Annotated in this window: 25 protein-coding genes and 1 riboswitch; of the genes, 9 read left to right on the top strand and 16 right to left on the bottom strand. The window is 44.9% G+C overall.

What is annotated here, in order from left to right:
- Positions 1–13 precede the first annotated feature (13 nt).
- The gene (gene gltB / locus OVA33_RS14790; RefSeq protein ID WP_063636657.1) at positions 14–4,573 is read right to left on the bottom strand and encodes a glutamate synthase large subunit; all 4,560 of its coding nucleotides are present in this window, start codon (positions 4,571–4,573) and stop codon (positions 14–16) included.
- Positions 4,574–4,718: 145 nt separating this feature from the next.
- On the opposite strand from gltB, the gene OVA33_RS14785 reads away from it, so the two are divergent.
- The gene (locus tag OVA33_RS14785; protein WP_014418086.1) at positions 4,719–5,621 is read left to right on the top strand and encodes a glutamate biosynthesis transcriptional regulator GltC; all 903 of its coding nucleotides are present in this window, start codon (positions 4,719–4,721) and stop codon (positions 5,619–5,621) included.
- A gap of 60 nt (positions 5,622–5,681) precedes the next feature.
- On the opposite strand, the gene proB is transcribed toward OVA33_RS14785, so the two are convergent.
- The 4 genes from proB to OVA33_RS14765 all read right to left on the bottom strand — a co-directional run bounded on the left by proB (position 5,682) and on the right by OVA33_RS14765 (position 9,232).
- On the bottom strand, positions 5,682–6,800 hold the full coding sequence (gene proB / locus OVA33_RS14780; protein WP_017417943.1) for a glutamate 5-kinase: 1,119 nt from the start codon (positions 6,798–6,800) through the stop codon (positions 5,682–5,684).
- Between the two features lie 24 nt (positions 6,801–6,824).
- Entirely contained in the window at positions 6,825–7,673 is an 849-nt protein-coding gene (proC, locus tag OVA33_RS14775; RefSeq protein ID WP_063636658.1) for a pyrroline-5-carboxylate reductase, read from the bottom strand.
- 185 nt (positions 7,674–7,858) lie between these two features.
- Positions 7,859–8,227: a replication termination protein gene (rtp, locus tag OVA33_RS14770; RefSeq protein ID WP_003153833.1), complete on the bottom strand. Its 369-nt coding sequence runs from the start codon at positions 8,225–8,227 to the stop codon at positions 7,859–7,861.
- A 288-nt stretch (positions 8,228–8,515) separates the two neighbouring features.
- The gene (locus OVA33_RS14765; RefSeq protein WP_007407344.1) at positions 8,516–9,232 is read right to left on the bottom strand and encodes a 3-ketoacyl-ACP reductase; all 717 of its coding nucleotides are present in this window, start codon (positions 9,230–9,232) and stop codon (positions 8,516–8,518) included.
- 129 nt (positions 9,233–9,361) lie between these two features.
- Between OVA33_RS14765 and OVA33_RS14760 the strand changes: the two genes are divergently transcribed.
- Positions 9,362–9,667, top strand: coding sequence for a hypothetical protein (locus tag OVA33_RS14760; RefSeq protein WP_017417945.1), 306 nt, complete (start codon positions 9,362–9,364; stop codon positions 9,665–9,667).
- A 65-nt stretch (positions 9,668–9,732) separates the two neighbouring features.
- Complete coding sequence (locus OVA33_RS14755) at positions 9,733–10,494, top strand: hypothetical protein (RefSeq protein WP_017417946.1); 762 nt, start codon at positions 9,733–9,735, stop codon at positions 10,492–10,494.
- A 30-nt stretch (positions 10,495–10,524) separates the two neighbouring features.
- On the opposite strand, the gene OVA33_RS14750 is transcribed toward OVA33_RS14755, so the two are convergent.
- From OVA33_RS14750 to OVA33_RS14740, 3 genes are read right to left on the bottom strand one after another with little or no spacing between them, the layout of a single operon-like run.
- Complete coding sequence (locus OVA33_RS14750) at positions 10,525–11,772, bottom strand: RbtT/DalT/CsbX family MFS transporter (protein ID WP_007407341.1); 1,248 nt, start codon at positions 11,770–11,772, stop codon at positions 10,525–10,527.
- A gap of 47 nt (positions 11,773–11,819) precedes the next feature.
- Positions 11,820–13,286 (bottom strand): FGGY-family carbohydrate kinase, encoded by a 1,467-nt coding sequence (locus OVA33_RS14745; protein ID WP_017417947.1) that lies wholly within the window; start codon positions 13,284–13,286, stop codon positions 11,820–11,822.
- Positions 13,279–14,295 carry a 2-hydroxyacid dehydrogenase gene (locus tag OVA33_RS14740; RefSeq protein WP_017417948.1) on the bottom strand — a complete coding sequence of 339 codons (1,017 nt, stop codon included), beginning with the start codon at positions 14,293–14,295 and terminating at the stop codon, positions 13,279–13,281. Before OVA33_RS14740 ends, OVA33_RS14745 begins: the two co-directional genes overlap by 8 nt.
- A 121-nt stretch (positions 14,296–14,416) precedes the next feature.
- Positions 14,417–14,509, bottom strand: a riboswitch (SAM riboswitch).
- 146 nt (positions 14,510–14,655) lie between these two features.
- Between OVA33_RS14740 and OVA33_RS14735 the strand changes: the two genes are divergently transcribed.
- Both OVA33_RS14735 and OVA33_RS14730 read left to right on the top strand, forming a co-directional pair.
- Positions 14,656–16,719 (top strand): molybdopterin oxidoreductase family protein, encoded by a 2,064-nt coding sequence (locus OVA33_RS14735; protein ID WP_017417949.1) that lies wholly within the window; start codon positions 14,656–14,658, stop codon positions 16,717–16,719.
- A gap of 85 nt (positions 16,720–16,804) precedes the next feature.
- The gene (locus tag OVA33_RS14730) at positions 16,805–17,089 is read left to right on the top strand and encodes a hypothetical protein (RefSeq protein ID WP_014418096.1); all 285 of its coding nucleotides are present in this window, start codon (positions 16,805–16,807) and stop codon (positions 17,087–17,089) included.
- A gap of 43 nt (positions 17,090–17,132) precedes the next feature.
- On the opposite strand, the gene OVA33_RS14725 is transcribed toward OVA33_RS14730, so the two are convergent.
- The gene (locus OVA33_RS14725) at positions 17,133–17,357 is read right to left on the bottom strand and encodes a hypothetical protein (RefSeq protein WP_026092256.1); all 225 of its coding nucleotides are present in this window, start codon (positions 17,355–17,357) and stop codon (positions 17,133–17,135) included.
- 195 nt (positions 17,358–17,552) lie between these two features.
- On the opposite strand from OVA33_RS14725, the gene OVA33_RS14720 reads away from it, so the two are divergent.
- Positions 17,553–18,131, top strand: a complete 579-nt coding sequence (locus OVA33_RS14720; protein WP_017417951.1) for a MarR family winged helix-turn-helix transcriptional regulator — start codon at positions 17,553–17,555, stop codon at positions 18,129–18,131.
- The gene (locus OVA33_RS14715; RefSeq protein ID WP_017417952.1) at positions 18,124–18,405 is read left to right on the top strand and encodes a hypothetical protein; all 282 of its coding nucleotides are present in this window, start codon (positions 18,124–18,126) and stop codon (positions 18,403–18,405) included. The genes OVA33_RS14720 and OVA33_RS14715 overlap by 8 nt, the downstream gene beginning before the upstream one ends.
- 39 nt (positions 18,406–18,444) lie before the next feature.
- On the opposite strand, the gene OVA33_RS14710 is transcribed toward OVA33_RS14715, so the two are convergent.
- The 6 genes from OVA33_RS14710 to OVA33_RS14685 all read right to left on the bottom strand — a co-directional run bounded on the left by OVA33_RS14710 (position 18,445) and on the right by OVA33_RS14685 (position 23,500).
- Positions 18,445–18,903 carry an SMI1/KNR4 family protein gene (locus OVA33_RS14710; protein ID WP_014418100.1) on the bottom strand — a complete coding sequence of 153 codons (459 nt, stop codon included), beginning with the start codon at positions 18,901–18,903 and terminating at the stop codon, positions 18,445–18,447.
- A gap of 14 nt (positions 18,904–18,917) precedes the next feature.
- Positions 18,918–20,720: a T7SS effector LXG polymorphic toxin gene (locus tag OVA33_RS14705; RefSeq protein WP_063636659.1), complete on the bottom strand. Its 1,803-nt coding sequence runs from the start codon at positions 20,718–20,720 to the stop codon at positions 18,918–18,920.
- Between the two features lie 330 nt (positions 20,721–21,050).
- The gene (gene csaA, locus OVA33_RS14700; RefSeq protein ID WP_007611940.1) at positions 21,051–21,383 is read right to left on the bottom strand and encodes a chaperone CsaA; all 333 of its coding nucleotides are present in this window, start codon (positions 21,381–21,383) and stop codon (positions 21,051–21,053) included.
- A 68-nt stretch (positions 21,384–21,451) separates the two neighbouring features.
- Complete coding sequence (locus tag OVA33_RS14695) at positions 21,452–22,162, bottom strand: AraC family transcriptional regulator (protein WP_017417954.1); 711 nt, start codon at positions 22,160–22,162, stop codon at positions 21,452–21,454.
- A 52-nt stretch (positions 22,163–22,214) separates the two neighbouring features.
- Positions 22,215–22,781 carry a TetR/AcrR family transcriptional regulator gene (locus OVA33_RS14690; RefSeq protein WP_017417955.1) on the bottom strand — a complete coding sequence of 189 codons (567 nt, stop codon included), beginning with the start codon at positions 22,779–22,781 and terminating at the stop codon, positions 22,215–22,217.
- Entirely contained in the window at positions 22,781–23,500 is a 720-nt protein-coding gene (locus tag OVA33_RS14685) for an MBL fold metallo-hydrolase (protein ID WP_270777504.1), read from the bottom strand. The genes OVA33_RS14690 and OVA33_RS14685 overlap by 1 nt, the downstream gene beginning before the upstream one ends.
- A 224-nt stretch (positions 23,501–23,724) precedes the next feature.
- Here OVA33_RS14685 and OVA33_RS14680 point away from each other — a divergent pair, with 224 nt between their 5' ends.
- Positions 23,725–24,246, top strand: coding sequence for a CcdC protein domain-containing protein (locus tag OVA33_RS14680; protein ID WP_007407994.1), 522 nt, complete (start codon positions 23,725–23,727; stop codon positions 24,244–24,246).
- A gap of 29 nt (positions 24,247–24,275) precedes the next feature.
- Here the strand turns inward: OVA33_RS14680 and czrA are convergent, their stop codons facing one another.
- Entirely contained in the window at positions 24,276–24,608 is a 333-nt protein-coding gene (gene czrA / locus OVA33_RS14675; protein ID WP_007407993.1) for a Zn(II)-responsive metalloregulatory transcriptional repressor CzrA, read from the bottom strand.
- A gap of 191 nt (positions 24,609–24,799) precedes the next feature.
- Here czrA and OVA33_RS14670 point away from each other — a divergent pair, with 191 nt between their 5' ends.
- Entirely contained in the window at positions 24,800–25,465 is a 666-nt protein-coding gene (locus tag OVA33_RS14670) for a lysozyme family protein (RefSeq protein ID WP_017417956.1), read from the top strand.
- Positions 25,466–25,500: the final 35 nt, after the last annotated feature.

Below are 25,500 nucleotides of genomic sequence, written 5' to 3'. Positions count from 1 at the left end.
CCTCTCCCCTTTCTTACTGTACTACCGCTTGTTTTTGATCTTTCGCAGGCGTTTGGAGGACCTTTGTATTGGCTTCAAAAGCATACATAATTGCGTCTTCTTCTGATAAACCCGCCGCTTTTTGTTCTTCGATGCTGAGGAGCATTTGTTTATAGTTTTTCGGAATGACTTTGATAAAGGTTTCTGCGGCTTTTTCCCAATTGTCCAGGAGATCTGCGGCTTTTTTGCTGTTTGTCAGCGCCGCGTGCCGTTTGACCATTTCTTGCACTTCTTTGATCTCAGCCTCATCCGTCAGCTTTTCAAATGAAATCATTTCCATGTTGCATTTGCGTTTAAATGCTTTGGCATCATCACTCAGGACGTATGCGATACCGCCTGACATTCCCGCCCCGAAGTTTTTGCCGACTTCGCCGAGGACGACAACCCGGCCGCCTGTCATGTATTCACAGCCGTGGTCTCCGATACCTTCTACAACGACATTGACTCCGCTGTTACGGACTGCAAAACGTTCACCGGCGCGCCCGTTAATGTACGCTTCCCCGCTTGTTGCTCCGTAAAATGCGACGTTCCCGATAATAACGTTATCGTGTGTTTCACAATTGAAGGCATCAGGCGCTTTCACGATGATTTTTCCGCCTGAAAGCCCTTTGCCTACGTAGTCATTTGAATCCCCGTTCAAATGAAGCGTCATCCCCTTAGGGACAAATGCTCCGAAACTCTGTCCGGCTGATCCGGTAAAATGAAGTCTGATCGTATCATCCGGCAGGCCTTCCGCTCCGTAGCGTTTAGAAATTTCACTTCCCGTCACGGTTCCGGCTACGCGATTTGTATTATTGATCTTGATTTCAGCTTCCGCTTCCTGACCGGCTTCAATTGCAGCCTGAACCGCCGGAAGAATAACCGTCATATCAAGCGACTCGTCGATTTTATGGTTTTGCGCCGTACGGAAAGTACGTACGCCTTCAGGCTGGTACAGCAGTGTGGATAAATCAAGCTGGCCCGCTTTCCAATGCGCTTTTGCACGTTCACTGACATGAAGAACGTCTGTCCGTCCGATCATTTCATCAAGCGTCTTAAAGCCTAACTCTGCCATATATTCACGCACTTCTTCTGCGACAAACAGCATGTAATTTACGATATGGTCAGGATCGCCCATGAATTTCTTGCGGAGCTCCGGATTTTGCGTCGCGACACCTACAGGACATGTATCTAAATGGCAGGCGCGCATCATGACACAGCCGAGAACGACAAGCGGCGCTGTAGCAAAGCCGAATTCCTCCGCACCGAGCAAGGCGGCCATCACGACATCTCGGCCTGTCATCAGCTTACCGTCCGTTTCCAATACCACGCGATCCCGTAAACCGTTCAGCATCAGCGTTTGGTGAGCTTCTGCAAGACCAAGCTCCCACGGAAGACCCGTATGTTTAATACTTGTTTTCGGCGACGCGCCCGTTCCGCCATCGTAGCCGCTGATGACGATGACATCCGCAGTGCCTTTTGCCACACCGGCAGCAATCGTGCCGACACCGGCTTTTGACACGAGCTTGACGCTGATTCGCGCGCTTCGATTTGCATTTTTCAAATCATGAATCAGCTGCGCCAAATCTTCAATTGAATAAATATCATGGTGAGGAGGCGGTGAGATCAGCCCTACACCTGGTGTAGAACCGCGGACATCCGCGACCCAAGGATATACCTTGTTGCCCGGAAGCTGACCGCCTTCTCCCGGCTTCGCCCCTTGCGCCATTTTGATCTGCAATTCATCCGCATTGACGAGATAATGGCTCTTTACACCGAAACGGCCGGAAGCGATCTGTTTAATCGCACTTCTTCTGTCGTCGCCATTTTCATCCGGAACGAAACGTTTCGGGTCCTCGCCGCCTTCTCCGCTGTTGCTTTTTCCGCCAAGCCTGTTCATCGCTATCGCTAAAGCCTCATGGGCTTCCTTGCTTAATGAACCGAATGACATCGCTCCTGTTTTAAAACGTTTCACGATGGACGCAGCTGATTCAACTTCCTCTAATTTTAAAGGCTTGCGGTCTTCTTTGAAGGCGAACAGATTGCGTAAAAATCCGATTCGTTCTTCATCCGCTGCATGAGAATACTGCTTAAACAGGCTGTAATCATTTTTGCGGCAGGCCCATTGCAGCGTATGGATGGTTTTCGGATTGAAAGCGTGGTGCTCTCCCCCGTTTCGCCATTGGAATTCACTTCCCGGATCAAGAGTTTGGCTGTAATCATCCTTGTACGCCGCTTGGTGGCGCTTCTTCGCTTCTTGCGCAATCGTCTCGATATCGATTCCGCCAAGCTGAGATGCAGTACCGGTAAAGTATTTGGCGATAACGTCTTCACCGATGCCGACCGCTTCAAAAATTTGGGCGCCCCTGTAACTTTGCACAGTTGAAATTCCCATTTTTGACATCACTTTCACGACGCCTTCTGTTACGCTCTTTCCGTATTTGCTGACAGCTTCTTCATACGGAATATCAAGCCGGCCTTCATCGATTTCCTGCTTATACGTAGCGTAAGTCAAATACGGATTGACAGCATCGGCACCATATCCGATGAGAGCCGCAAAGTGATGAACTTCACGCGCTTCCCCGGATTCAACGATAATGCTTGCTTTTGTTCGCAGACCTTGGCGGATCAAATGCTGATGCAGCGCACTGACGGCCAAAAGCGGCGGAATCGGCGTCAACTCTTTACTCATTGCCCTGTCAGATAAAATTAACAGAGATACGCCTTCCTTGATCGCTTTTTCCGCCTGCTGAAACAAATCCTTCAGGCCTTTTTCTAGGTCATCGGAAAACAGCGTGCGGATGTTCTGGCTCTTAATGTCAGGGTGCACAAGTGTTTTCAGCGCATAAAACTGTTCGTTTGATAATACAGGAGTATACAATTTTATGCGGCGTGCATTTCTTTCACTCGGATGCAGCAGATCGCCTTCAGCTCCGAGCCATGTCACCGTGGAGGTCACAAGCTGCTCGCGGATCGCGTCAATCGGCGGGTTTGTGACTTGCGCAAACAGCTGTTTAAAGTAATGAAACAGTGATTGGGCGCGATCGGATAAAACGGCGAGCGGCGAATCATTTCCCATAGAGCCGAGCGGGTCCTTGCCTTCTTTAATAACAGGAATTAAATACTTCTGAATATCTTCATACGTATAGCCAAACGCTTTTTGACGGACGAGAAGATCATCGAATTGTTCCTCTTCCCGGATTTCCGGGTCAGGATTCACTTGAACCAATTCTTCTTCAAGCCATTTTTGATAAGGGAATTCATTGGCAATTTCTGTTTTCACTTCTTCATCTGAAATAATCCGGCCTTCCTCTAAGTCAATGAGCAGCATTTTTCCGGGCTCCAGACGTTTTTTATGAAGAATGTTCTCCTGCTCCACTTCAATAACGCCGACCTCAGATGAGAAAATAATATGGTCATCTTTTGTCACATAGTAACGTGCCGGACGCAGGCCGTTACGGTCAAGGATGGCGCCGATTTGTTTTCCGTCCGTAAACGAAATGGCGGTCGGCCCGTCCCACGGCTCCATTAAAGAGCTGTGATATTCATAAAAAGCCCGTTTCGCTTTAGACATGTGAGTGTTTTCCGTCCATGGTTCCGGAATCAGCATCATTGCCGTATGTGCCGGTTTCCGCCCCGCCATCACGAAAAATTCAAACGCATTATCAAGAATGGATGAGTCACTTCCCTCAGCATTTAAAATCGGCAGTACTTTGTGAAGATCGTCTCCGAAGCTTTCTGAAACGAACTGCTGCTCCCTCGCTCTCATCCAATTGATGTTGCCCCGGAGCGTATTGATTTCTCCGTTATGAATCAGATAGCGGTTCGGATGGGCACGTTCCCAAGTAGGAAAGGTATTTGTGCTGAATCTTGAATGCACGAGTGAAAATGCAGATACGAAGGTTTCATCCTGCAAATCCAAATAAAAAGCGTCAACCTGCTCAGGCGTTAACAATCCTTTATAAACAATAGTCTGGCTTGACAAGCTTGCGAAGTAAAAATCAAGCTGTTCTTGAATGCCCCAATTTTCCGCCTGCTTCCGGATGATATACAGTTTACGTTCAAAAGCAAGGCTGTCTTTCAAATCATTTGCGGAGCCGATGAATACTTGACGCACATACGGACAAGTGCTTTGTGCCACTGTTCCGATTTTTCCGACATTTACAGGGACGGTTCTCCAGCCGAGAACGATCTGTCCTTCCTGCTCAATGAATGCATTCACCTGTTTTTCGATCTTTTTTCTTTCCTCTTCATTTTGCGAGAAAAAGACCATTCCTACCCCGTAACGGCCTTTTTCCGGCAGCTTCATTTCTCCGCACTCTTTCTTAAAAAAAGCATCAGGGATCTGAACCATCAGGCCGGCGCCGTCACCCGTATTCGGATCACTGCCCTGTCCTCCTCTGTGATCCAGCTGGCAAAGCATCTTCAGTCCTTTTTTGACAATGTCATGTGAAGGTTTCCCTTTTAAATGGGCGTACAAGCCGATTCCGCATGCATCGTGCTCAAATTCCGGACGGTAGAGACCTTGTGCTTTCGGCATTTGATTGTAAGTCATAATTCCTCTCCCCCGATCAGTTTCCGTTAATTATCGGTCATAAAATCTGACAACTTTAAATTAATTGTAAGTTTTCAAAACAATATAAACAATATATAATTTAGATCAAATACATCTCAAAATGAGATAGATGGGTGTGAACGCAATGGAATTACGCCAGCTTCGGTATTTTATGGAGGTAGCAGAACGGGAACATGTGTCAGAAGCGGCTGATCATCTGCATGTCGCACAATCCGCCATCAGCAGGCAGATTGCAAATCTTGAAGAAGAGCTGAAAGTCACTTTATTTGAACGGGAAGGCAGAAATATTAAATTAACGCCGATCGGCAAGCAATTTTTAGAACATGTTAAAACGGCGATGAAAGCAATTGATTACGCGAAGGAACAAATTGATGAATATCTTGATCCGAATCGCGGAACCGTCAAAATAGGATTTCCGACGAGCCTTGCAAGCCAGCTTTTGCCGACGGTGATTTCGGCATTTAAAGAGGAATACCCGAACGTTGAGTTTTTGCTCCGTCAGGGGTCTTATAAGTTTTTAATTGAAGCCGTAAGAAACAGGGATATAGATGCGGCGCTGCTCGGCCCCGTTCCGACGGAATTCCCCGACATAACAGGCCATATCTTATTCACGGAAAAGATTTACGCGCTTGTTCCGCTGCATCATCCGCTTGCCAAACAGAAAAATATTCATTTAATTGATCTGCGCGGCGACCAATTCGTTTTATTTCCTGAAGGGTTTATTCTCCGAAACATGGCGATTGACGCTTGCAGACAGGCCGGCTTTGCGCCGCTTGTATCGACGGAGGGCGAGGATTTAGATGCCATTAAAGGATTAGTCTCCGCGGGGATGGGAGTGACTTTATTACCTGAAAGCACCTTTGCAGAAACCACACCCCGGTTTACGGTCAAAATTCCGATTGAATTTCCTCAAGTGAAGCGCACCGTAGGCATTATTAAACCAAAAGGAAGGGAACTGGCTCCGTCTGCAAATGATTTCTATCATTTTGTCATTCAATTTTTCTCCAAACTTGAACAATATCAATAAAAAACAAACCCGAGCTTCAAAACGAAGCCTCGGGCTTTTTCATATTTTTATAGATCTTTCTCAGCCGATCGGAATGGATAGTTCAACGTGACAGACAAATGCTTCCGGATCAATGACTGATTGATCGGCCTGTTTATGCGGCGTTTCTTTAAATGTCTTCAGCTGGGCTGAGGAATAGTTGACGATGCCGAGTCCGAGCTCTTCTCCCTGCTGATCAAGCAGCCTGACAACCGCTCCGCAGCTGAATCTGCCCTTAATCTGCTCGATGTCCTGCGGTGACAGCTCCATATTTCCGTTCGCGACATCACGGCTGCTTTCTTTTTCCATCACAATTTCACCTTCTGGACCGGAATTAAACGCAAGCCATTGTTCTTTGTGGTTTAACGGCAGGGTTCCTTCCGCTTCAAAATAAGTTCCTTCAGCAGCCTCATCTACCGCTTGAAGCAGAATGTCCGGAATGTTAGCCTGCCCGAGAAAGCCTTTAATACCCGAGGCCATCACAATTTTAAAAGCATCCAGTTTCGAACGCATTCCGCCTGTTCCCATCTCACTCCCGGCATCTCCCGCGCTCGCTTCTATTTCCGGGGTAATGTCACTTACATGTCTGATTCTTTTCGCCTTCGGGTTGCTGCGCGGATTATCATCATATAAACCGTCAATGTCTGATAAAATCACAAGCATGTCGGCATCAATTAAACCTGCCACCTTCGCTGCGAGTGTATCGTTATCTCCGAATTTCAGCCGGTTGACTGTGACCGTGTCATTTTCATTAATAATCGGAATAATTCCCCGTTCCAAAAGGACGTTCATCGTATTGCGGACATTATGGTAGCGGCATTCATCGGAAAAATCGCTTCTTGTAATTAATATTTGTGATGCGACATAACCGTGCGCTAAAAACAGCTTTGAATAAGCCTCCATTAATAATCCCTGCCCGATGGAAGCGGAAGCCTGTTTTTCAGGGAGGCTTTCCGGTTTCTGAATAAATCCGAGCTTTCGATAACCTGCCGCCACTGCGCCGGAAGATACTAAAATCACTTCATAGCCGCTGTCTTTCAGCTGTGCGATTTGATCCACCAATGCTTCCAGCTTTCTTCTGCTGATTTCCCCGTGCAGGCTCGTCAGTGAGCTGCTGCCGATTTTCACCGCGACTCTTTTGATCTTCGTCCGAGACGTCACTGTATCACTCCTGTTTTTTAACGATTATAGTGCTGCCGTTTTTTCAATTGTTTTGCTGATCTCAATAGAACGTTCGGTCGCGTGTTTAATGGCTTTGGCAATGGCTTCTCCGCCGCCTTCTGACCTGAGCGCATCGAGGCCGGCTTCCGTCGTGCCGTTTGGAGAGGTGATGTTTTCCCGAAGCACATCCGGTTTTTCACCCGTTTCCATCAGCATTTTAGCGGCGCCCAATAACGTTTGCGCGCCGATTTTGCGGGACAGCCGTTTGTCTAAGCCGGCTTCTTCACCTGCTTTTTCAATAAACTCCATTAAATAATAAAAGTACGCCGGTCCGCTGCCTGCGATGCCGGTGAAAATGTCCATCTGATCTTCCTTGATCACGTATACTTCCCCGAGGCATTCCATAAGGGATAGAGCGGTTTTTGCCGAACCGTAAGAAACATGGTCTCCGAAAGCCGCAGCTGTTGCCGATTCGCCGATCATGCTGGATGTGTTCGGCATCACTCTTACAACCGGCTGACGGTCATGTAATGATTGTTGTATAAATGAGGTTGTTATGCCTGCCAGAACAGACAGGATGATTTGATGAGGTTGAATACGCCGTTTCAGCGTAGCAAGAGCGATTTCAGCATCCTTCGGTTTCATGGCTAAAATAAAGACATCAATGTCTTCGGTTTTCATGCTGTCAAAAGCAATGCCTTGAATTCCGTATTGATGTTCCAATTCAGCGAGTCGCTCTGTATTGCGGCGGTTTGTCACGCAGATGTTTTGATTGGGAATTTTTTTTGCGCGGACCATGCCTGATATCATTCCTTCAGCCATTGATCCTGCTCCGATAAAAGCAATTTTCTTTTGATCTAAGATCGGTAACATCTCCCTTGTTCGTATTTTGTTCGTATTTTTCACACGTTTTTTATGTTACCACTTCAGGAGTCGATGTCAAGTTTGAAGGTTTTATTGATGTGTATTGTTCCGAGCCTGTTATTATGTATAATGAATCACAGAACAAACCTTACAAATCTTTTGAGCCCGGGAGGCCGGGTGCGTTCCGGCCGGATTTAAAAATTATCTGAAATGGCTTTTTCTATCAGCTTTTTGCAGCGGTCAAGCTCTGTCTTCAGCTGTTTTTTGTAAAGCTTCGCAGCTTCATAGTCTTTAAATTGATAGAGAACGACTTCCTGGAGTTTGGCTCCCTCTTTTTTCACTTTTACTTGCTTTAAAATCCCGTCATCCAAAAGTTCGTGAAGTGAACGGTACACCTCGGTATGATTCGGCTTAAAACCGATGGGTTTAAATTCCGAACGCAGCACCTCGAGAAGCTTCAGTCCGTAAAGCCGTTCCTGCTCTGTCATTGTAATCATGTAAAGCTTTAAAAAAGCTCTTTGTTTCACTAAAAAACCGGTTGAACTTCTTTTTTCTTCTTTCAATATGTGCACACCCTTCCTTCTAACAAATTATTCCATGTACTAAATATTCTCTTTATATCCCGTTTTTCCTTTTTATCGTTCGGACAGTTTGATTTGTATTGATTTGTTTTTTGGAGAGCGGGGAAAAATAATATTAATGAACATTTGGTACATAGTTTATTTAGTTTAATTATAACTGATATCGGTTTCTTTTTCACTCTTTTTTATGCAAAAACGGATCTTTATGCCTATTTATTCGGGTTGCGGAAACAAAAAAAAGACCCGTCACGAAGACAGGTCCCCTTTTGTTTAAGGATTAGTAGACCACAAACCGGCAGTTTTGATGAAAATGCGCGGATGTAATTTCAATTGAGCAACCATATATTCTGCAAGATCCTCAGGCTGCATGACTTTTTCCGGATTGCCGTCTGTCAGATTTAATTCAATAGACATGTCGCTGGCAACCGTGCTCGGCGTCATTGCGCTGACACGGATATTGTGTTTTCTGACTTCCTGCATGAGAGATTCAGTCAGACCGAGAACGGCAAATTTAGAAGCGCTGTACGCACTTGTCGCCGCGGCGCCTCTTTGGCCCGCCGTAGAAGAAATATTAATGATATCTCCTGATTTTCTCTCAATCATTTCAGGAAGAACGGCGCGTGTCACGTGGTATACACCCATTACATTAACTTGAATGATGTCTTCCCACTCTTCAGGCGTAAGATCCAAAAATCCGCCGAATTTGCTGATTCCGGCATTGTTAATCAAGATGTCAATCTCACCGAGTTCTTCTTTAATAGAGGAGACGGCTTGCTCAACCTCTTTTTGGTTTTTTACATCGGCAGCAGCGAATGATGCCTTTACACCAAGGGCTTTCACTTCTTCCGCAACCTTTTCGACATTTGCTTCTGTGCGGCCGATTAAACCGATATTGACTCCTTCTTTGGCTAAAGCGATAGCGGCGGCGCGGCCGATTCCTCTGCCCGCACCCGTGATAAGAGCCGTTTTGTTTTGTAAGCTTTCCACGTCTTTCACCCTTTCTGAATGTCCTTATGTACGATTTCACATTATAAGCAGAAAAAAAACAATTAGCAAATAAAATGATTCAACACGATCCGTAAAGGGTATCAACTGAAAAAAAGGAGTGAAAAGAAGATGATCATCATTTTGTATATCAGTGCTGCCGTTGCGGCTGCCGCATTAATTTATGCAGCCGTATCCGCCGTGCATTTTAAAAGAAACACAGCGCCTGATATAAAGAAAATTAACGCCGCGACAGCGTCCATGCAGACGGCCGTTGATGAAATCAAAACAGAAACCGATCTGTTATCGCAAAAGCAGAAAGAGCTGAAGGAAGATTTTCTCACTAAAAAAACAGCCGTGCAAACGACGGCGGCCGAAGTTAAAGGAACGTCTCATGTCCTGAAGATGCTCTGGAACGCCGGTAAAAGTGATGTATGAGCCTGCATGTCATCCGACGTTTTTGACGACACTAAGAGAAACCGGCGGATTCAAGGAGGCATAACATGATTTGCGATCGTGAGCGGCTTGCGCGTTTTTTGCAGCAGCTTAAATCACCATCTTCTTCGGGAGGGTTTACAAAATCGGATTTGCTGACTCCGGCTTTCCATTTAGCCAAGGACGGAGATCTGGATTTGTATTATTCGCCTCATAATGAATATATTAACCCTCATGCAGTCGTTGCCATTTCCGGAATCACACCCGGTTTTTTTCAAATGCAGCTGGCTTACAAAAAAGCGGCACAGCTTTTAAAAGATGGCGAAACTCTTGAAACGATAGCGTATGAAACAAAAAAAGCGGCCGGACTTTCCGGTTCAATGAGACAGAACATCATCGAAATGCTTAATGAATGCAGTCTGCCGGCCGCGCTTCACGTTGAGGATTCATCCCGGTTATTTGATTCAAAACGGGAGCTTCTTCATACAACGTCCGTTATCAAACACCCTGTTTTTTATAAACAGAAAAACTATACGGGACATCGGCCGGCAATCAGCAGATCAGCTCTTCTCAGCCGTTACGCGCTGAGATGTTTTCCGGATGAAATAGAAATGATGGAAAAGGACATTCTGCTTATCCCTCTCGGAAAAGCAGCAGAATCAGCCTGCCGCATGCTGAAGAAGAACGGCAGAATGAGGCAGGCGGTCATTCTGGAAGGCTTCCCGCATCCGTCCGGAGCAAACGGACATCGTTTCAAACAATTTCACGAAAACAAACAATCGTTACGTGAACAAATTCAGCGCTTTGCCGGGTTTCTTCAGCAGCTGTAAAAAACGCCCCGAATTTTCGGGGCGCTGCTGTTAAGAAGCGTATTCAGGCAATGCTTTATTGTGTTTTGCCGTTTTCTCTTCAGGTATTTTGATTTGATTTGTCAAGATTGCACTTACGAAATAGAGCGCTGCGAAAATCCATACAACGCCTTGTGCGCCGACAAGTCCGATGAACGCCCAGGCAAGCGCGGGGCCGACAAATGCCGACAGGCCCGCAGCCAGATTTAACACAGACATGGCAGCACCTTTATCGCTGCCGGCCGCCGTCGGCACGATAGCCCCGATCGGAACGAACCCGGCGAGGAGCCCTCCCCATATAAAACCGACAATGCTGACGAAAAGCAAGTTCCCATGTGATACAACAGGAGCATAATATAATAAAAGAGTAAAAATGCCGCAGCCCACTCCCCCGAACCACATGACAGTCTTTTTCCAGCCGAAGGCATCGCCGACTGCGCCGAAGATTAAGTTAAAGACGATATTTCCGAGAAAGATCGTTCCCCAAATTTGAAGCCATACATTTGTAGAAATGCCGTGCTGCGCCATATGCATCGGGAGGAATACCGGAAATCCGTATGTTCCGATGCTGTTAATGATCCGAATGATCCCCCCAGAGAGCACGCGCGGATTTTCAGCAAGGATGGTGATTCCCTTCATTAATTCCTGCGCCTTTTCCCGCTTATCTGCCTTTTTCTTTTCAAAGCGGTCCCTATTTAAAATCAAAGCAAAAAACGCGCCGAGGCAGACCCAGAAAATTGAACTCCACAGCGTGTTCAAATAGCCGAAGGATTTGATGGCCCAGCTTGAATACCAGGCACCGAATACAAACATCCCGCAGCAATATGCAATCCAGAACCAGCCGACCGCCGTACTGAGCCTGTTTTTCGGCGACCGGTAAATCACCCATGTCAAAAATGAATAGGCAAACAGCGGATAACCCAGCCCTTTAATAAAATACGTGACATACATCACCGGCAAATTAAGATTTTCAAATCCGTATGCGATAAACGCGGCTGTTCCGATCACGTAAAACAACAGCCCCATAAACATCGTCCGCTTTGCGCCGAAGGCTTCGAGGCAGACCCCTGAAAACCAAGACGCCACAGCGAGAGAAATACCGTAAACCGTAAACAGGGATGCTGATTGCTGTACCGTCAAGCCGTTTTCAACTAAAAACGGGCTGAGCCAGCCTTGTTCAAGGCCGTCCCCCATCATAAACAGCACGACCCCTAAAAATCCCCAGGCGAGCTGTTTCGGAATTCCTATTTTATTAAGCATTTTTGTTCCTCCTCAGCAATCTTTCATGTTGTCATCTCATCCCCAAGTCAGGCTTTCACCGCCGGCTGAAAATGAGTAAATAATTTTTGCGTATGTTTCCATTCTTCATATAGGAAGAGATCCGTCTGATCCGCTTCCGGCTCAATTACCTTTGTGCGGCTCGAAAGCTCTGCTTTCACACCGAGAGCTTCGTTGCAAATCATTGCCGCTCCCATTGCGGATGCCTGGCTGAACCCCTCTCTCTTATAGATTTTCTTTTGGAGAAGGTTAGCAAGAAACTGCGTCAAAGCATCACTTTGGAAACCGCCGCCGCACACCTTCACATAATCTTGTGAAAAGGAAGCCACCTCTGTTAACGCCTCATAGTTCCATTTGATTGAAAAAGCGATTTCCAGCAGTGCGGCTTTGACAAAATGGGCTCTGCTTAAGTTTTGAGACAGCGGAGCGTCAAAAATAAATCCGCCTTTTGCCAGTGCGTTTTTCTCTGGCGATAAATAGGAGCCTAACGCAGAAATACAAGCATGATCATGTTTCGGCAGACTTGCGATTTCCCGTTCCATGACGCCGTAGGATTCATTCGGATAAAAAATGGATTTTAATTTTTGATAATTGAGTCCTGTTACACCCGGATTCGTTTCAAGGAGCCATTGACCTTCTTCTGTATGGCAATTCAGCCATGCATTCTTTAAACTTTCAGTTCCGGTCTCAGCTGTTATCTTTATAATCGGCGTCGTCGTGCCGGATACGATGACGATATCTCCCGGCTTTGCATCTGCACTTTTGATGGCAAGCTGTGTGTCTCCCCCGCCTGCAATCACAGGCACTCTTTCAGAAAGACCGAGAACCGCCGTTTTCTTAAACGTTAACATTCCGACAACCGTCCCAGATCGGACGAGTGAAGGAAGAATGGCAGAAGGCACACCGAAGATGTTGCATAATGTCTCTGACCACGCCTTTTTCCTTACGTCAAACAGCAGTGTTTCAGCAGCCTGTGACGGTTCATAGCTTAAAATACCGCTCAGCTCAAATGTCACCCAGTCACTGATGCTTGTGATGTACTTCACTTCTTTCCATAAAGACGGCTGTCTAGCTTTTAATCCGACAAGTTTCATGGCGGAAAATAAAGCGCTCGGAAGACGTCCGGTTTGCTGATGCACTTCTTCTTTTGCATCAATCCCGTCTTCCCATTCACGGCCTCTGTTATCAATGTTGGGCAGACCGAGAAATGCCTTTTTATCTTTATTGATCAGAACAATTCCCTGCCTCTGGCTTGTTGAGGTGATTCCGATTAATGTAATATGAGGGCTTTTGGCAATAACCTTCCTTGCCATAGCGCTGATTTGCGTCCATAACCCTTCCGGTGAGAAATATCGTCCGTCCGGATAAAGCGGATCCGTCACATATTCAATGTCTTCCCTTTCAAGCGCGGTCACTTCGCCGCCGGCAGTCACGACCGCGACTCGCGCATTCCCCGTCCCGATGTCAAATACAAGGTAGCCTTTTTGTTCAGCCATTACAGCCTCCTCCTTCCGTTTCAAGTTCTCTTTTGTTATAAAGTTCACGTATTGAACAGGTTTGATCTTGTTTCCATTTGAAAAGCGCTTCATTTAAAATCTTCACATGATGATCCTCCACTTCAAACGTTGCGCCCGCTAAATGGGGAGTCGCTAACACATTCGGCAAAGAGATCAATTCATAATCAGAAGATTCAGGCGGTTCGTGATAAAACACGTCAAGGATCGCTCCCTTAATCCGCCGTTCTTTCAGCACCCGCAGCAGCTCTTCCCTGTCTGTAACCGCCGCTCTTGACGTATTGACAAAAACAGCTTCCTGTTTCATCAATTGAAAGTGCCGGGCGCCGATAAGGCCGATGGTTTCTTCTGTGCGCGGCAAGTGAACGGAAACAATATCACTTTCAGAAAATACCCGTTCAATCGTCGTTTTTTCATACTCCCGGTTTTCATGACGGACAAATGGGTCATAGTAAAGCACCTCGCAGTCAAAAGCGGCCAATAGCCGGGCGATTCTCTGTCCGACAGCTCCGAAACCGATAAGGCCGACTGTTTTCCCCGTCAGCTCATTTCCTCTGAATTTGACGTAAGCCTGCAAATAATCACCATTCCACTTCCCGTCCTTCAGCCACTGATGGGAAGAATACGTATGACGCAAAAATGAAATCACATTTCCGATAAACATTTCAGCAACAGCCTGGGCATTGCGGGCCGGTGTAAAGAAAACGGGGATTTTTCTTTTAGTCGCCGCCGTAATATTCACATTAGACGGCATTCCTCTGCAGACACCGATAAAAGCGGAATCAGGCAATATGTCAATAACACGCTCAGACACCTCATCAAGTTCAGTAATAAGCCCCGACGCGTTTGTCTCTTGAATCATTCGGATCAATTCATCTTCCCGATAGGCCCGGCCGTGCTTCTTCCACGGCCGGTGCACAGTCCGGCCGAACAGCTCAGTCAGCTCCTTCAGCCCCTCGTCGTGATATGGTGCGGTAATTAAAACCGTCATGGTGCAAAACATCCTTTTCACATAAATTTTTTCATAAAAAAATCTCTTTCCCCAAAGAAGGAAAGAGATTCATATACCGTCTTTATGCGCTTGAAGCGCACAAATATGTATAGATCATTCTTTCCTATCTTTCAAGCATACGCTTGCTGGAATTGGCACAATAAATGTTGCCGAGGTTTCATAGGGCCAGTCCCTCCACCTCTCTGGATAGAAAATAAAATGATGAAATTGTCAGGCTTTTTAAAAGAATAAACTCATCATAGAAAAGTCTTTCCGTGATGTCAACACTTTTTTCTGAATTGACGTTCGATTTTGAAATGTTATAATGCTTACAATATAAACAAAGAGGAGAAATGGGCTATGAATTCTGCTGCAACACAGCCGAACGGGGTCTTTAAGTCGGTATGCTCACTAGACTGTCCCGATCAATGCGGCTTGCTTGTGACAAAAAAAGACGGAAAAATCGTTAACATTCAGGGAGACCCCGACCACCCGGTCACATCAGGGAATATTTGCAACAAAGTCAGACACATGGCTGAGCGTATTTATGATGAGAAGCGTGTAACCGTTCCGTTAAAACGGATCGGTAAAAAAGGTGAAGCCGCGTTTGCGCCTATTTCCTGGGAGGAAGCGATCAATACGATCAGTGCGCGCTGGAAAGAGCTTATTGCCGAAGAAGGAGCAGAAAGCATTCTTCCGTACAGCTTTTACGGCAATATGGGAAAACTGGCGGCAGAGGGAATGGACCGCCGTTTTTTCCATCGTCTCGGAGCGAGTCATCTCGAACGGACGATCTGCAGCAAAGCCGGATCTGAAGGCTATAACTATACAATGGGTGAAGGAGCGGGTACTGATCCGGAGGAGACCATACATGCAAAGCTCTTTATTTTTTGGGGGATCAATGCCGTCAGTACGAATATGCATCAAGTCATGATTGCTCAAAAAGCCCGGAAAAAAGGGGCTAAAATTGTCGTTATCGATGTACATAAGAACCAAACCGGCCGGCTTGCCGATTGGTTTATTCCCATTCGCCCCGGCACAGATGCCGCACTCGCCCTCGGTATCATGCATGTCTTATTCGACGAAAACCTTCACGATGAAGCATTTCTCACAGAATACACCGAAGGCAGTGACGAATTAAAAGCGCATGTTAAACACTATGATCCGGAAACAGTTTCTGCTATTACAGGCGTTAAGGCCGACGATATCAGACGTCTTGCGAGAATGTACGGGGAAACCTCCCCTTCCCTTATCAGGATCGGAAACGGCATTCAGCACCATGACAATGGCGGAATGATCGTCCGCACCGTCGCCTGCCTTCCGGCTGTTACAGGACAGTGGCTCAACACAGGAGGAGGCGCAATCAAGCACAACAGCGCGGTATTAAACTATAACAGACAAGCGCTCCAGCGGCCTGATCTGCTTTACGGCAGGAAGCCGCGATCATTTAATATGAACAGGCTCGGAAGCGTTCTTTTAGAAACAAAACCGCCCGTGCGCTCCCTGTTTATTTACGGCACGAATCCCGCAGTGGTTGCGCCGGAAGCGAATAAAGTCAGAAAAGGCCTGCTGCGGGAGGATTTATTTACAGTCGTTCACGATCTGTTTTTAACGGAAACCGCCAAATATGCGGATATCGTGCTCCCTGCTGCATCCGCATTTGAAAACACAGATTTTTACACGTCTTACTGGCATCATTTTATTCAGCTGCAAAAACCGGTGATCGAACCCTACGGAGACAGCAAATCGAATACAGAAGTGTTCCGTTTGCTTGCCGGAGCAATGGGATTTACCGAGCAGGAGCTTCAGGATTCCGATGAAGAGTTGATCAGACAGGCGCTGGACTTTCCCGACAATCCGTATATCGAGGATATTGATTACGAAGCGCTCTCACGCCATTCCTTCATGAAAGCCAAACGGAAAAAACCGCTTTTTCCGGGAAAGCTCAAGACACCGAGCGGAAGAATTGAATTATATTCGGAAAAGATGAAACAGGACGGTTATCCGGCGCTGCCGACACACATCCCTCTTGAGAGCGATGATGATTTTCCGCTTTTATTTGTCCCGGGACCGAATCATAATTTTTTAAATTCAACATTTTCGAATAATGAAAAACACGTAAAATTAGAAAAAGCGCCAAAGCTTTTTATTCATACAGAGGATGCTGTACGCCGGAACATAGAAGACGGGGAAACCGTTAGAGTTTGGAATCACCGCGGCGAGTGTGAATTAACAGCTTCGGTCGGCGAACAGGTGCTTCCCGGCGTTGCAGTCAGCCAAGGTCTTTGGGCCGATATGGATGATAAAAAACAGCTTGTCAACTCGCTCACGCCCGATCGGCTGGCGGATATGGGCGGAGGCGCTGTTTTCTTCTCCGGAAAGGTGCAGGTGGAAAAGCTCAGCAATCAAAACCGCCCGCAATAAACGCCGGGCGGTTTTGATGAAGGCTGAATCCTTTCAGCCGGCTTCACCGTATAAAAAGTGATAACGTTTATTGGAGGTTTGCTGTATGGATATCATTACCGGCATCGGAATCGCTTTAGCCGGATATTTCATCGGAGACGGATTGAAAAACTTTAAATCACCTGATCCTCATGAACACACTGACCACATTCTCATTAAAGAAAAAGATCTGCACTTCTATATTGGTTATTATTTAGGAGTTACGAAGGAAGAAGCAAAACAAATCGTGCCCGACACCTCTGACATTCCGCATATCACGAGAAACGGAAAGCGGTATGTGCAGAAGAATACATTAAGAGAATGGCTGACTTCTATGCTGGAAAAAGAATAACAGCTGCCATGAAAAGCGGGAAGAGTTTTTCTCTTCCCGTTCATCAAGATACGCCGCCCTGCCTCTCTTCAACCCCAAACATACGACAGATATCGTTCTTACTTAACGAAACATCCCCTTCTTTAGATTTCAAATAAAACCCTTTCTTATATAACCGTATGACTTCCTCATATGTAAGCTCATGACGAAGGAGCGCCATTAAACGCCCGTCTTTTTTATCCTGTTTATTGAACCATTCATACTGTTCTGACCAGTTCACTTTCTGCATGTCAAACACCTTCTCACTTTGGATTAATGCCCTTTTCGCATTTATTATACTTATTTCCCCTTTTGTAAACACTCCGACTGCCTGTGACATTTTTGCATCCGCACCCACTACTATTAGTCACCATGTTGACTTATTTCCCATTTCGATGTATATTGTAATTGTCAACATGGTGACAATTCAGATAGGAGATACCTTATGGATATTAATTTACTAATGAAGGAACTGCATGTTATGCAACAAAGTTACGCATCATTATTTTCGGTTGTCAATAAAGTGCAGGCTCGGGGGGACGAATACTTAGAACTGTTGACTTCCCGACAGCACATGACTCTTATTGCTATTGCCCATTTACCGACGGAAGATACCACACTTATGAATATCGCTAAAAAGCTGGGCACAACAAAACAAACCGCTAACAAATTAATTTCAAGCCTCGCGAAAAAAGGATATGTTCACACTGTGCCAAGCAAACTGGATAAACGTGCAATCAATATTGAGATTACCGCTGAAGGAAAAAAAGCGTTAATTTCCTGTTCAGAAAAATCCACCTATTTTTTAGCGGATATGTTTCAAGACTTCACAACTGATGAAATTGAAACATTCTGGAGGCTATTGCAAAAACTTTATCGTTTTGATGGTGAAGAACAGGATGGTTTTGAAGAAAAAGCACATTTAAAAGTTGAAGATCAGGCACAATTCATCTCAGATGACTATGAAGAAAAAATCATGGCTGAATTTTCAAAACGGCGATATGGGGGTGCAGACGATGAATAATATGCTTTATCGAAAAGTAAAAGAAACAGAGGATAAGATGAAGGAAAAATGCTATGAGCTGAAAGATAAAATTGATCAATTTATTTCTCATGCTAAATATAAAATTCATTGCAAACGTAAACTGGACCGAGCCGGCAATTATATATCAATTGCCATCGGACTCTTTATCCTAACTGCCTCATGGCTGACCGCAACACAATGGCTGCTTTGGATAGGCGCGGCGAGTATTTTGAGTAATGCCTGTTTGCTCATTATAAAGCCTGTTAAAAATTGAAAATCTGAAAAAAGCTCTCTAAAAGAGAGCTTTCTTTTATTAATCGTCCCAGTCTTCATCTTCTTCCCAGTCATCTTTCGCTTCCTGAATCTTATTATAAAAAAATTCGATAAAGCTTTCTGCAGCGATATCTTGATAGCCAATTATCCTATCCCATTCCACTACAGGGCATTCTCCGTCTTTCATTTTATTCGTATCTAGACAGTAAGCAAAAAAATCAACATCTTCTATGACAACAAGACCATCAGCAAGTCCATAATGTTGTTTATATTCTTTAGTTTTATCTGCAACTGACGCATGATCGAAGTTATAGCCTAAAACTAAAACCCCGAATAAACCACCAGCACCGTATTTTTCTAAGAACCATTTATAGCTAATAGGAAGTTCGCATTGGAGGATTTCTTCAATGCGAGTTATGTTTTCATGGCTTGCACCCTCTGTGAATATAGCATTTTGCTTGTTTTCATTAATAAAGTTTTCAACCTTTGAATAAATCATTTAATTTAAACACCTCAATTCTCATTCTCAAATTGTTTCGCTCTCCACTTCCAATATCTCTTTCGAAAGCTTTCATATTGTGCTTTTAAAACCTTATCATTTCTAAAACTTTCACCATCAGTCTTAAGCTTATGAATAACATCACTATATTTTGTATGTAAACTGTTTGGGATTTCAAGCATTGGGCCAGGTTCTTCTTGAATCAAGTGATGTAAATTAATCTGTGTGCCATCTTTTGCATAAGGAGCATTACCGTTTTTCATAAGCTGAAGATTTGTTACGCCAAATTCTGTTTTTTGGTTCATATCAATATCTTTCATAGTATACACTCTGCGGCTTATGTCTTTAACTTTTCCCTTTGCTTTTACCTTGCCCTTAACCTCAAAGGCACCATACTTTTCTTTATTTAACCAAGGAAGGTTTATTTCTTGACCAGTAAACGGCTTTCTCGTTCCATCCGGGATTTTCTTTGCATTGGTCAAAAGTTCATTTTTAAGGTTTTGGCTGTCAACCACATTGTATGGTACGTTATCGGCCAGAGCAAGATCATATTTTGAGTTATAAGGGAGCAGTTCTGGAAGTTTAACGTCTTTAATTTTCTTCCCTGCCTGTCCTGCCTTGTTTATGACCTTCCCCGCCGCATCAGCTTTGTTAACGGCTCCTGCGCCTTTTGTTCCGACGACAGCCACAGCCACTGAACCGACCGCATATGTCACCCATCTTGATCTGGAGTAAGCATCTCCGTTCACCATATCCTTTTGATACGACTCTTCAATTGCCGCTTTAACAGCATCATATGTTTTAACAGGATGAAGTACTGCATTCCCCAGTGCTGACAGCGTTTCCCCCGGATCGGTTATGAAGTCCCATAGACCGGTCACCGTGTCTTTCCCGACATCATATAAACCAACGCCGGCTCCTTTTAAAATATCCCAAGTCACTTCTCCGGCTTCTTCCATCTGTTTTGCTTGTTCAAGCTGAATGACATATTGCTGTTGGGAAGGTTCAAGGTTTTCATAGCCGATCTTCTTCGCAATTTCCAAATATTCATCCGGATCGATCACACCGTCAGCCAGCTTTTTCTTCAGATCCTTGATTTCACGTTCTTTCGCTTCTTCCTTCTTAATCGTCAAATAAGCATCCGAGTGTCTTGCAATCTCGCCTTTTTTCTTATGTATGTCGCTTTCTCTGTACGTCTTTGCGTTATAGTGAAGTGGTGTTGCATTTTTCCCTTTACCCGTGGCATTTTGGAGCTGTTGAAAGTCAGCCTGAATGAAATGTTCATTTGCCTCGGTTTCTGCGTATTCTTTCGTTAGATCATGATCGAGCTTTCCGAGCGTGTGTATGGTATTGTCCCGTTTCTTGTCTGCTGATTCCAGCTTTTGATCGACATCTTCTGTAGAGAAAACATCAAGATGGACAATATCGCTTATCTCGTTAAGAATATCCCTCATTTCATTTCGTTGCTCCTGCATGATAGCTTTTGATTTATTCTTCGCATGAATCAGCTCGTGTTCTAAAAATGACTCTTCCACAAACGAATCGGCTAATCCGGCATCAGCTACTTTTCCTGAAATACTGTTGAGAAACGCAATCTTCATATCGATCAGATCAAGCCAGCTGTCCGTGACGCTGGCGTGGTCCTGGAAAAAGGCTTTGATATTGTCGGCGCCTTTGCCTGAAAACTCACTGTCGTCTAAGTCAGCCATCCCCTGAAAAGCTTTCCTGAGATTGATAAATTGTTCTCTAATCTGATCATATTGTTTAGCCCGCTTTTCTGCGGCTGAAATGAACGAGGCTGCTTCAAATACTTTCATTTACGTCTCCTTTCCGCTTCTTTCTGTCTAAATTTCACCATAGGATATAAGATTAGATGAATCTCTTGCATTTGTCGAACTGCTTTATTTAAGATCATAAAATTTCAAACAAAACCTTACACGAAGGAATCTGGGATCGGCAAAACAAAGCCAAATATAACATATGTTGAAAAATCTCTTGCATTTCCACACCCGCCATGCTATATTGATATAGCGATGAGCTGAATTGTGTAAGCCGATGCACATGCCCTTGCGGCACACACGAATGTGGCGTGTGGTGTATCGCCTCAATACGCAAAAGACGTTTGCTTCTGCAAACGTCTTTTTTTATTATCCGATTTTCGTTCCGTTCGGTACTGTCTGCTCTGGCGTAAGCAGGACAACATCTCCTTTTTCCGGGATGCCGCCGAGAACGAGAACTTCTGACTTAAATCCGGCGATCCGCCGCGGCGGAAAGTTGACAATAGCGGTAACCTGTCTGCCCGTCAGATCACCCGGTTCGTACCGTTTTGTAATCTGGGCGCTTGATTGTTTCATGCCGATCTCTTCGCCGAAATCTATTGTCATCTTAATGGCCGGCACCTTTGCTTCCGGGAATACTTCCGCTTTTACGACCGTTCCTATTCTAAGATCAAGCTTGATAAAATCTTCGATGACTGCCATATCAAAAACTCCTTTTTTACAATCATGATACCAAAAAAAGAAGCAGTTTATTTAACCGATTTTCAGGATTATTTATCAGATTGAAAGGTGTTTCGGAAGACGCGCGGCGTTATTCCCTTATGTCTGACAAACCATCTGGTGAAGGAAGACAAATTTTGAAAGCCGACCTCCTGACTGATGTCTGTCAGCCGGCATTTTGTTTCAATAAGCATTTGTTCCGCTTTCTTCATACGGAGCTCAGCAATATAAGCTTGCGGGCTTTTTCCCGTCTGCTTTTTAAACCAGTCGGAATAATACGCCGGGTGGTAATGTTCCATTGCGGCGAGCTCTTTAATTGTAAAAGTCTTTGAGAGATTTCGGCGGATATACGCAATTGAATTATTCGTACGGTTTTCTTGTATCTTTCCAGCAATATATTCTGCAAGCAGACTCAATGAATGAGCCGACTGCTGCTTTGTCTCTTCTGTCAGCAGAAACCGAATCGATGTCCAAAAAGGATCAAGCTTATTCAGAACGCCGGGGTCAAAGGAACCTTTGAAAAAAAATGCCGGTATGTCGAGAACGAGACATTCATTTCGCTCCAAAGAACGGAACCGATGTTCATACCCGGGCGGAATATACAGCATTTGATCAGGTTTTAATCTGATTTCACGTCTTTCTGTCTCCAGGTCCAGCTGTCCTTCGAGCGGAAAAAGCATTTGGCAGTATGTGTGTGCATGAGAATCAAAAATATGTGAATAGGTGCGCCGCTCACAAATGATATGTTGTAATGAATCCATTTGTCCCTCCTTTTTATATGATGCGTCTTTTTATTTAGTTTACATAATAATATTATTGTTCACTCGACTGCAAACCTCTTAAGAAAGCAACAACTGCAAACTTCCGGCTTTCCTTAATTGATTCGGTTAATTCAAATGCACTCTGTTTTCTCAACACGGCAAATCCGTGAAGAAGGCTCCTCAGTCCTCTCGCAGCATGAATCGCAGTGTCAGACTGTGCATAACCGTTCGCTGTCAGCTGCCTGACAACAAGCTCTACAAGCAGGCTTGACAGATTCTCAATCCGGCCGTCTTTTATCTTTTGAAATGTTGCGTCATATAATCCGGGATTGGCTTCGGCGAAATTGATATAGGCATCGGCAAGAGCAAGCAAAGCCGTTTCACCCGTCAGTCCTTCTGCAGAGGCCGCCATTCTTTCATATAACATAGTTAAACCGGAGATAGCCAGCTCTGTTTTAATTCCTTGAAGGCCATTGACAAAATTGTAAAGGGAAGGCGGTTTTACGTTTAAGGACTTTGCAACAGCCGCAAGCGTCACTTCGTTCAGCCCTTTTTCGTCAGCGATGCCTGCTGCGGCTCTCAATATCATGTCAAGGCTCATTCCGACTCTCGGTGACATTATGATCGGCCTCCCGGCAGGCTTCGTTCGGCTTCCTCAACAGCCTCAGCCATCATTTCAACGGGATTGCAGAGAACATTTCCATGTCCGGCGGCCAGACTGCTTGGTTGATGAGCGATAAGCGTTCTTGCTGTTTTTACAGCTTCTTCTTTATTCCACGTAGCAAAAGCCGGAAACGGAAATTTCCATTTCAGCTTCCCAGAAACAGCAAGGCCGCCCCGTACTTGAAAGGCATCTCCGACGATCAGCATATCATTTCTCATATCTTTAAAAGCGAGGCTTCCCGGCGTATGACCGGGAGCGGGAATGACAAGTAAAGATCCGATCCGCTCGCCGCCTTTCAGCAGGCGATCAGGTTCGATCTGAACATTTTTCGGCACTCCCCCCTTTATCGGCGTTTGTGCTTCATGCTCAAATAAAGAAGTGTCACCTTTCAGCAAGAAAGAATCCCGCTCAGAAATACAGACGGAAGCATCCGGAAATTCCGCAGCTAATGAGTCAAGCGAACCGATGTGATCCCCGTGCGCGTGGGTGAGTAATATGTCATTCAGCGGCTTCCCAAGCTGCCGCAATGCTTGCTTGATTCCTTTATGACTGTTAGGCAGTCCGGCGTCAATCAGGGTTACTCCTTCTTCTTCTTCAACCAAATAACAATTCACCGGGAAAAGCGCTGGAAAAAAAGTCAGCTGCCAAACACTTCCGTATTGTAAGATTCTCATCAACATCCCCCTAAAACTAATATCATTAGTTTTATTATAACTAATACTGTTAGTTTATCAAGAGTTTTCTGTTTAAATCCTGAAAAAGGCGCGGGCGCTTCTCTTATGCAAAAAAAAGAAACGCGCATACTGTGATAAAAGATGCTTTCAGCCTGCGAATAAATCAGACTACTAAAACTAGCCGGATAAGCATACACTACTCAACGGAGGGGGAGTTCCACACCATGCATATCACACTTCAAAGCATCTGCCCTGTCTTAATGATTGCCTTTTTCCTGTATAAAAAGGTGAAACGGTCCGTCGGCTTTCAGCCTTTGAAACCCCGCTGGCTTTATACCAGAATGATTTTGTTTTCATTGCTGGCCGCAGCTCTGGCGTTTTTCAGCATCACACACCCGGCTTTATACGGCCATCTTATATTCGGCACTTTTTGCGGCTGGCTTCTGGTCCTGTTTGCCAAACGGAACATTTCTTTTGAAGAACGCCGCGGAAAAATGTATTTTCGCACTCACCTGTGGATTGAACTTATTCTATTAACGTTATTCCTATCGAGATTTGTTTATCGCGTTATTGAAATTTACCGGGTCACAGCGGACTTTACCCATCCGGAGGCATACAGCCAAACGGTCGGGGCCGATCCGCTGACCATCAGTATCTTTTATTTCATCGCAGTGTATTACAGCGGCTTCTCTTTTTATGTTTTAAAAACGAGCAGAGACCAAACCAATAACAGTCAGTACGGCTGACATCTCTGTCTAAAAAGCAGGGATGTTTTTTAATCGTGCCGCGTATGGTGAATCATTTGCTGAAGCACATCTAACACATGTTCATCCTCAGGAGAATAATAGATGGATGTTCCTTCTCTGCGTGATTTGACGAGGCGCAGATTTTTAAGAAAACGCAGCTGATGAGAAACGGTAGACTGCAGCAAATTCAGCTTTTCTGCGATATCATTTACCGCGTGCTCACCCTGTGACAGCAAATGGAGAATTCTGATTCTGGTCGGATCAGACAGCGCCTTAAAAGTCTGGGCAACCAAAAATAAAGTTTCCTCATCTAAATCGACAGCGGGGTCATTCGTGTTTCCGGATTCGTGAAATTCAGTCATATACCTCACCCTTCTTTTCTCAAGTAGCCCAATTATACCAAATGTCAATTGATGCAGATACATCCTGCGCCTGACAAAAGAACCGTTATTTTAAATTTATGTTTCAAATACGGGTTTCCGCTTGGTTTCGCGCATTCATCTGTGTCATAATGAAAAAGTCATAATGCTCCTGAAATTGAGGGTGAAACACAGTGGAGAAAAAGAAAAAAGGCTGTTTCGCTGCCGCGGGTCTTATGATGATATGTGTTTTTGTCATGGTTTCCTTCTTCCTCATTCTGTTATTTTCAAATAATGAATTGCTCAAAAGTCTTCCGTTTGATGTCAAACCGATCGTCCTTGAACGGCTGACAGATTACAAACCGCTTGTTGAAGACGAGCTGGATGAAAAAGGACTCACCAAATATACATCGCTTGTACTCGGCATGATATATCAGGAGTCAAAAGGAAGAGGAAATGATCCCATGCAGTCTTCAGAATCTCTGGGTTTAAAGCGAAATGAGATTAAAAACCCTCAAACCAGTATCAAACAGGGAATCAAACAATTCACTCTCATGTACCAAACAGGCAAGAAAAAAGGCGTAGACTTGGATACGATTATACAAAGCTACAACATGGGAGCCGGCTATATTGATTTTGTGGCTGAACATGGAGGATCGCATACTGAGGAACTGGCAAAACAATACTCCGAGCAGCAGGTCAAAAAGAATCCGAAACTTTACACTTGCGGAGGGAACAAAGACAATTTCCGTTATCCCTACTGCTATGGTGATTACACGTACGCAGAAAAAGTAAAAGCAAAAACAAAAACCGTTGAACAATCCTTAAATGTAACAACACTTGAAACGCTTGAAGAGTAAAAGGCGCCCTGATGAGGCGCCTTTTTCAATCAATA

The organism is Bacillus sp. KICET-1 (assembly GCF_027721405.1).
Taxonomy (GTDB): Bacteria; Bacillota; Bacilli; order Bacillales; family Bacillaceae; genus Bacillus; species Bacillus velezensis.
Note: the sequence above shows the minus strand (reverse complement) of the source record. Positions and strands in the feature narration are given on the sequence as shown.